7 protein-coding genes are annotated in these 6,792 nt (G+C 68.8%); 6 read left to right on the top strand and 1 reads right to left on the bottom strand.

Going from position 1 to position 6,792, the window contains the following annotated elements:
• Window positions 1-87 precede the first annotated feature (87 nt).
• Window positions 88-492, bottom strand: coding sequence for a GtrA family protein (locus tag AB0C20_RS34170; protein ID WP_274526603.1), 405 nt, complete (start codon window positions 490-492; stop codon window positions 88-90).
• 159 nt (window positions 493-651) lie between these two features.
• Here AB0C20_RS34170 and AB0C20_RS34165 point away from each other — a divergent pair, with 159 nt between their 5' ends.
• From AB0C20_RS34165 to prcA, 6 genes are all read left to right on the top strand, one after another.
• Window positions 652-2,220, top strand: coding sequence for a DUF2142 domain-containing protein (locus AB0C20_RS34165; protein WP_357186578.1), 1,569 nt, complete (start codon window positions 652-654; stop codon window positions 2,218-2,220).
• Between the two features lie 37 nt (window positions 2,221-2,257).
• Window positions 2,258-3,775: a depupylase/deamidase Dop gene (dop, locus tag AB0C20_RS34160; protein WP_357186575.1), complete on the top strand. Its 1,518-nt coding sequence runs from the start codon at window positions 2,258-2,260 to the stop codon at window positions 3,773-3,775.
• A 340-nt stretch (window positions 3,776-4,115) separates the two neighbouring features.
• Window positions 4,116-4,331, top strand: coding sequence for a ubiquitin-like protein Pup (locus tag AB0C20_RS34155; protein ID WP_088948111.1), 216 nt, complete (start codon window positions 4,116-4,118; stop codon window positions 4,329-4,331).
• Window positions 4,332-4,337: 6 nt separating this feature from the next.
• The gene (locus AB0C20_RS34150; protein ID WP_357186572.1) at window positions 4,338-5,009 is read left to right on the top strand and encodes an endonuclease VII domain-containing protein; all 672 of its coding nucleotides are present in this window, start codon (window positions 4,338-4,340) and stop codon (window positions 5,007-5,009) included.
• The gene (gene prcB, locus AB0C20_RS34145) at window positions 4,928-5,767 is read left to right on the top strand and encodes a proteasome subunit beta (protein ID WP_210781714.1); all 840 of its coding nucleotides are present in this window, start codon (window positions 4,928-4,930) and stop codon (window positions 5,765-5,767) included. Before AB0C20_RS34150 ends, prcB begins: the two co-directional genes overlap by 82 nt.
• Before the next feature lie 58 nt (window positions 5,768-5,825).
• Window positions 5,826-6,662, top strand: a complete 837-nt coding sequence (gene prcA, locus AB0C20_RS34140; RefSeq protein WP_357186568.1) for a proteasome subunit alpha — start codon at window positions 5,826-5,828, stop codon at window positions 6,660-6,662.
• The last annotated feature ends 130 nt before the right edge of the window (window positions 6,663-6,792 follow it).

The raw sequence follows: 6,792 nt of genomic DNA, 5'->3' as shown, positions 1-6,792 counted from the left end.
ACAAACCCCCCCCATTACAACTACCCCCAACTGCTTGGGTCCCCACCGGATGGTGGGCACCCTCGCTGCGGTATGCCAGGGCGTCGGTCAGGCGGCGAAGATCCACCGCTTCGACACCACGTAGTTCGCCGCCGACAGCGACGCCGTCACCAGCAGCTTCGCCAGCAGGTACGGCGTGCCCGCCCAGGTCAACGCGGACACCAGCACCACGTTGGCGGTCAGGTTGGCGAGGACCAGCGCGAAGTAGCGCCCCACCTGCGGCACCATCTGGGCGGACGAGCCGAACGACCACGCCCGGTTCAGCCCGAAATTGACCCAGAACGAGGTCAGGAACGACATGCCGGCCGCAACCGGCAGGACAATCCGGAGAACTCCGTGGTACACGAAGAGTGATCCCGTGTCCACGGCAACGCTCAGACCCCCGACGACCAGGAACCGCACAGCGCTGTGTCGGGACAGGTGGCGGACGGAATCGGCAACAGGTGACAGCAAAGAGTTCTCCAAGGGGGGACCCGGAGCGGTGAGGACGACGAGGGAGTCTATCGTCTGTCCATCCACCCAGCGGGGCCTGCCCGCGCGAGCCGCGAGGTTGACGTGCCTGATCCCGGAAGAGTGACGCCGCCGGCCACCGGCGGAAGCCCGGCGGCCACCATGAACACAAGCCGACGACACTGGGCCCTCGCCTTCGCCGCATTCTTCCTGATCATCTTCGCCTGGTCGATGGCCGCCCCCTACGACGGCACCCCGGACGAGCGGGAGCACATCGTCCGAGCGGCCGGCGTCGCCGCCGGGCAGATCGCGCCCCCGCCCGCCGACGCGAAGAAGGGCACCGGCGCCTTCCAGACCGTTCCCGGCGGTCTCGTCCGCGAGCAGTGCTGGCAGTTCAAGAAGGAAGTCTCGGCGGCCTGCGCCCAGCCCCCCGGCAGCGATGACACACCGACCCGCACCGGCACCGGGGCCGGTCGTTACTTCCCCGCCTACTACGCCCTCGTCGGCGCACCCACAGTGCTCTGGCCCGGCTGGTCCGGCGTCCTGCTCGCCCGCATGATCAGCGCCCTGTGCTGTGCCGCGCTGCTCGCCGGCGCGTACGTCGTGATCCGCAACCGATCCCGCCGTGGCCTCATGATGGGCGCCCTGCTCGTCGTCACCACCCCGATGGCCGTGCACATGGCCAGCGCTGTCAACCCGAACGGCCTGGAGATCGCCGCCGGCATCGCCTTCTTCAGCGCGGTCATCCCCCTGCTTCTCGGTCCACCCGGTCCACGGCGCGGTCTCATCGTCCTCGTCGGGATCAGCGCGCTGCTCCTCGCGGTGCTGCGCCAGACCGGCCCGCTCTGGCTGGCGACCGCCTTCGTCGCGTTCGCCTTCCCGCTGCGCCGCAGCAACCTCCTCGGCCTTCTGCGGGACCGGGCCGCGCAGCTCTGGGCAGGTGGCATCGTGCTGTCCACCCTCGCCGTGCTCGCCTGGTCCGTCCGCCAACAGACCTCCGACCTCGGCAACTACTCGGCCGATCGGCTCACCTACGGGCAGGCGGCCCTGCGCGAGGCCGACCGGTGGCGGGGATACCTCGACCAGATCGTCGGGGTCACCTCCTGGCTGGACACCCGGATGCCCGCCCCGCCATACCTGATCTGGCAGCTCGTCGCCGGGGCGCTGCTGCTCATCGGGGTCGTCTGGGGCAGCACGCTCGACCGGTGGCGCCTGCTCGTGCTGCTCGGCGGCGGCGTGGCCGTCCCCTCCCTCATGCAGATCGCCCTGGTCAACGAGAGCGGCTTCGTCACCCAGGGCCGCTACATGCTGCCCATGTTGGTCGGCGTCCTGCTCTACGCCGCGTGGGTCGCCGAACAGCGCGGCTTCGAGATCGCCCGGGCCCGCTCGTTCACCCGACTCGCCGTGCTGCTCCTTCTGCCGATCCAACTCTTCTGCCTGGCGTACACGATGGTCCGCTGGCAGAACGGCCTGCCCGCCAACATCGGGCTGAGCAGCCTCAACCCCCTCGCCGGCGACTGGCACCCGGTGGTCGGCTCGGCGATCCCGCTGCTGAGCGCCACCGTCGGCCTGGTGCTGTTCGGGTGGCTCGTCTGGACCACCCGCACCGCCGCGACCGACGACCCGACGCCGCCCGCTGAGCATTCCGACACCGAATCCACCGAACTGTTCCGGCCCGCCGGCACTCACCTACAGAGTGCAGGCGCTCAGGGCGGACTACGCTCGACCTGACGGTGGACCGGGTCGGGCGAGCGAAGCGGGTAGGTCGATGAGCGTAAGACGGATCATGGGCACCGAGGTCGAATACGGCATCTCCGTGCCCGGGCAGGCCGGAGCCAACCCGATGGTCACCTCGTCGCAGGTGGTCAACGCCTATGGGGCACGTCCGGAACTCAACCGGGGCGGCCGGGCCCGGTGGGACTACGAGGAAGAGTCGCCGCTGCGCGACGCCCGCGGTTTCACCTACTCCGGTGCCGCGTACGACCCCGCCGAGGCCCTCGCGGACGAAGACCTCGGCCTGGCCAACGTGATACTCACCAACGGCGCACGGCTCTACGTGGACCACGCTCACCCCGAATACTCGACCCCCGAGGTCACCACCCCCAGGGACATCGTGCGCTGGGACAAGGCCGGCGAGCGGGTGATGGCCGAGGCGTCCCGCCGGGCCGCCACCATCCCGGGCACCCAGCCGATCCACCTCTACAAGAACAACACCGACAACAAGGGCGCCAGCTACGGCGCCCACGAGAACTACCTGATGCGCCGGCAGACGCCGTTCGCCGACATCGTGGCGTACCTGACGCCGTTCTTCGTCACCCGGCAGATCGTCTGCGGCGCCGGCCGGGTCGGCATCGGGCAGGACGGCGGCCAGAGCGGCTTCCAGATCTCCCAGCGCGCCGACTTCTTCGAGGTCGAGGTTGGCCTGGAGACCACCCTCAAACGGCCGATCATCAACACCCGCGACGAGCCGCACGCCGACGCCGACAAGTACCGCCGGCTGCACGTCATCATCGGCGACGCCAACCTCTCCGAGATCTCCACCTACCTCAAGGTGGGCACCACCGCGCTGATCCTCACCATGATCGAGGAGAAGGCCCTTGGCGCTGACCTCGGCATCGCCGACCCGGTCAGCGAGCTGCGCGCCGTCAGCCACGACCCCTCTCTGACGCACCGGATGCGACTGCGCGACGGCCGTCGGCTCACCGCTCTCGACCTGCAATGGGCGTACCTGGAGCGGGTCCGGTCCTTTGTCGACGACCGGTACGGCACCGACGCCGACGAGCAGACCATCGACGTGCTCGACCGCTGGGAGAGCGTCCTGGACCGGCTCGGCCGGGATCCGATGCTCTGCGCCGACGAACTGGACTGGGTGGCCAAGCTGCGGCTGCTGGAGGGCTATCGGGAGCGGGAGAAGCTCGGCTGGGGCTCGCACAAGCTCCAACTCGTCGACCTCCAATATTCCGACGTCCGGCCGGAGAAGGGCCTCTACCACCGCCTGGTCAGCCGGGGAGCGATGAAGACCCTGCTCACCGACGACGAGACGCGCAGCGCGATGACCGAGCCACCGGAGGACACCCGGGCCTACTTCCGCGGCCGCTGCCTCGCTCAGTACGCCTCCGAGGTGGTCGCCGCGAGCTGGGACTCGGTGATCTTCGACGTGGGCCGGGAGTCGTTGGTCCGGGTGCCGATGATGGAACCCGAGCGGGGCACCCGTGCGCACGTCGGGGCGTTGTTCGACCGCTGCGCCAGCGCCAAGGACCTGTTGGAGACACTGACCGGGGGCTGAGATCCGGTGCCTCCACCGGGAATCACTCTGTGGCATGCCAGGCTGTCCCCGAGCCTTCACCGTCGTCCTGGCGTTCCTGTCCCGGCATCTGGTGGAGAAGCAGGTGTTGCGGTTCAAGGACTGGACGCCCCGCCTACGGCCCGGGCACCACTGGCGGAGGCGTTGGAAAAGGGGGCAGCCCGAGCCGGCGCCGGTCCCGGGCCTGGCCGACGCATCGGCTCATCGGAGCTGACCGCTTCGGCGCAATCGAACGCCCCCGACCCGAACACGGCGGACGTGAGGGCTTTCTGTCGTCTGCACGGGGTAGATTTCATCCCAGACGATCGTGGAGGAGACAGCCATGGCCACTCATGACAGCGGCGGCCAGTCGCAGTCCGGCAAGTCCCGTCAGGGCGAGGAAATCGAGGACGTCACCACCGAGGCCAACCCCGAGGTGGCCGAGCGGCACGCCGAGATCACCGAGGACGTCGACGACCTCCTCGACGAGATCGACTCCGTCCTCGAAGAGAACGCAGAGGAATTCGTGAGGGGCTACGTCCAGAAAGGGGGGGAGTAGGGGCATATGTCCGATTCGGTGTGCCCCTCGGACAAGGTGTGCCCGCAATGCAAGAGAGCGCTGGCCAGTACGGAATTCCACCGTGATCGGCGGCGGGCAGACGGCCTCGCTTTCTACTGCAAAGCATGCGCCGCCATTCGGTCGGAGGCGAGCCGACGCAAGCGGGGTGTCGCTCCGCAGAAGAAGTCGCCAACGCCCGTAGGTGAGGGTCTCAAGTGGTGTCCGGACTGCGAGCAGATCAAGTCGCTCGACGATTTTCCTACCACGACGACCAAAGCCAGCGGCCGGCACAGCTACTGCAAACCCTGCCATAATGCCCGTGGCAAGGAGACAGCGCAGCGACTCTACGGTGGAACTCGCGAGTACCACCTGCGGCGGCGGTACGGCGTGGGTGAGAAGGAGTTTCAGGAGCTCCTGGCCGAGCAGGGCGGGGTCTGCGCGATCTGTGGCGGCGCCGACCCGCAACATCTGGACCACGATCATCGCACCGGATGGGTGCGCGGGATACTCTGCTTCAACTGCAACGGTGGTCTTGGCCAGTTCCGTGACAGTCCCATGAGGCTGGCCAGGGCGATCACGTACCTGAGAGGAACCACGTGGCAGCGGGCTTTGATCCATCCGGGCGTCTTCCAGATGTGTTCACCAACGCGGGGACGTCCTCCTTCACGACGTTTCTGAGTCGGGTGGCCCCCGAGATGTTGCCCGGTCGGCGACCGCTGCCGCCGGGCATGGCCGCCGACCTGGCGCCGCACGCGACCACCATCGTGGCCATCGCGGCCGCCGAGGGTGTGGTGATGGCGGGCGACCGACGGGCCACCATGGGCAACCTGATCGCCCAGCGCGACATCGAGAAGGTGCACCCCGCCGACGCGTACTCGCTGGTCGGCATCGCGGGCACCGCCGGTATCGGCATCGAGCTGATGCGACTGTTCCAGGTGGAGCTGGAGCACTACGAGAAGATCGAGGGCGCGATGCTCTCGTTGGACGGTAAGGCCAACCGGTTGGCCTCGATGATCCGGGGCAATCTGGGTGCGGCCATGCAGGGGTTGGCAGTGGTGCCGCTCTTCGCCGGCTTCGACCTGGCCGCCGCCGATCCGGCGCGCGCCGGTCGGATCTTCAGCTTCGACGTGACCGGTGGCCCGTACGAGGAGACCGGCTACGACGCGATCGGATCCGGGTCGCTGTTCGCGAAGTCCGCGTTGAAGAAGCGGTTCCGGGCCGGGTTGTCCGTGGACGACGCGACGCGGCTAGCGGTCGAGGCGCTCTACGACGCCGCCGACGACGACACCGCGACCGGTGGGCCGGATCTGACCCGCCGGATCTACCCCGTGGTGATGACCGCGACCGCCGAGGGCACCCGCCGGTTGACCGACACCGAGACGGCGGCGATCGCCGAGGGTGTGGTTGCCGGCCGGATGGAGAACCCGGGCGGTTGAGACCCGCACCTCACCAGTCAGCAGTCGTCAGCACAGCGCCGTAAGGAGAACCGCCGACGTGGCCATGCAGTTCTACGCCTCTCCCGAACAGATCATGCGCGACCGCTCCGAGTTGGCCCGCAAGGGCATCGCTCGGGGTCGCAGCGCGGTGGTCCTCAGCTACTCCGGCGGGGTCCTCTTCGTCGCGGAGAACCTTTCCAGCGCCCTGCACAAGGTCAGCGAGATTTACGACCGGATCGGGTTCGCAGCGGTCGGCCGGTACAACGAGTTCGAGAACCTGCGCCGCGCCGGTGTCCGGATGGCCGACCTGAACGGGCTCAGCTACGACCGGCGTGACGTCACTGGTCGGGCCCTGGCCAACGCGTTCGCGCAGACCCTGGGTGCCATCTTCACCGAGCAGTCGAAGCCGTTCGAGGTGGAGATCTGCGTGGCGGAGGTCGGTGCCACCCCGGAGGCGGACGAGCTGTACCGGCTGACCTATGACGGTTCGGTGAACGACGAGCCGGGGCGGATGGCCATGGGTGGTCAGGCCGAGGCGATCACCGGCGTGTTGAAGTCGCAGCATCGGGCGGACATGTCCCTGGGCGAGGCGGTCAGGGTGGCGGTGCAGGCGTTGAGCACCGTCGGTGGTGAGGGCGGTGCCGCCCGGACGATCGCCGCGAACCAGCTCGAGGTGGCGGTCCTGGACCGTCAGCGGATCGGGCGGACGTTCCGGCGGATCACCGGTGCCGCGCTGACGGCTCTGTTGGACGGGGATTCGGCGGCTGAGGGCCAGGCGGATGCGGCGGGCGGTCCCGCCGAGCCGGTCGTGCCGACCACGGAGGGGCACAAGCCGACGAGTTCGGCCGGTTCCGCGGATCTGGAGGACCGGCCCGCAGAGGGCGGCGAGCGCTAGGGTCTTGCCCCGTTGGTGCCGGGCCCGTGTTCGGGCGCAGCTGGAGGAGCGCGGCCAGTGACTCGTCGGGCAGCGACCGCAGGTGGTCGGCGAGTGAGGTGGTCATCGTCTTTCCACGCTAGCCCGGCAC

This window comes from Micromonospora sp. NPDC048843 (genome assembly GCF_040649965.1).
Classification (GTDB): Bacteria; Actinomycetota; Actinomycetes; order Mycobacteriales; family Micromonosporaceae; genus Micromonospora; species Micromonospora hortensis.
The sequence above is the reverse complement of the archived record's forward strand: the minus strand, read 5'-3'. Positions and strand labels throughout refer to the sequence as shown.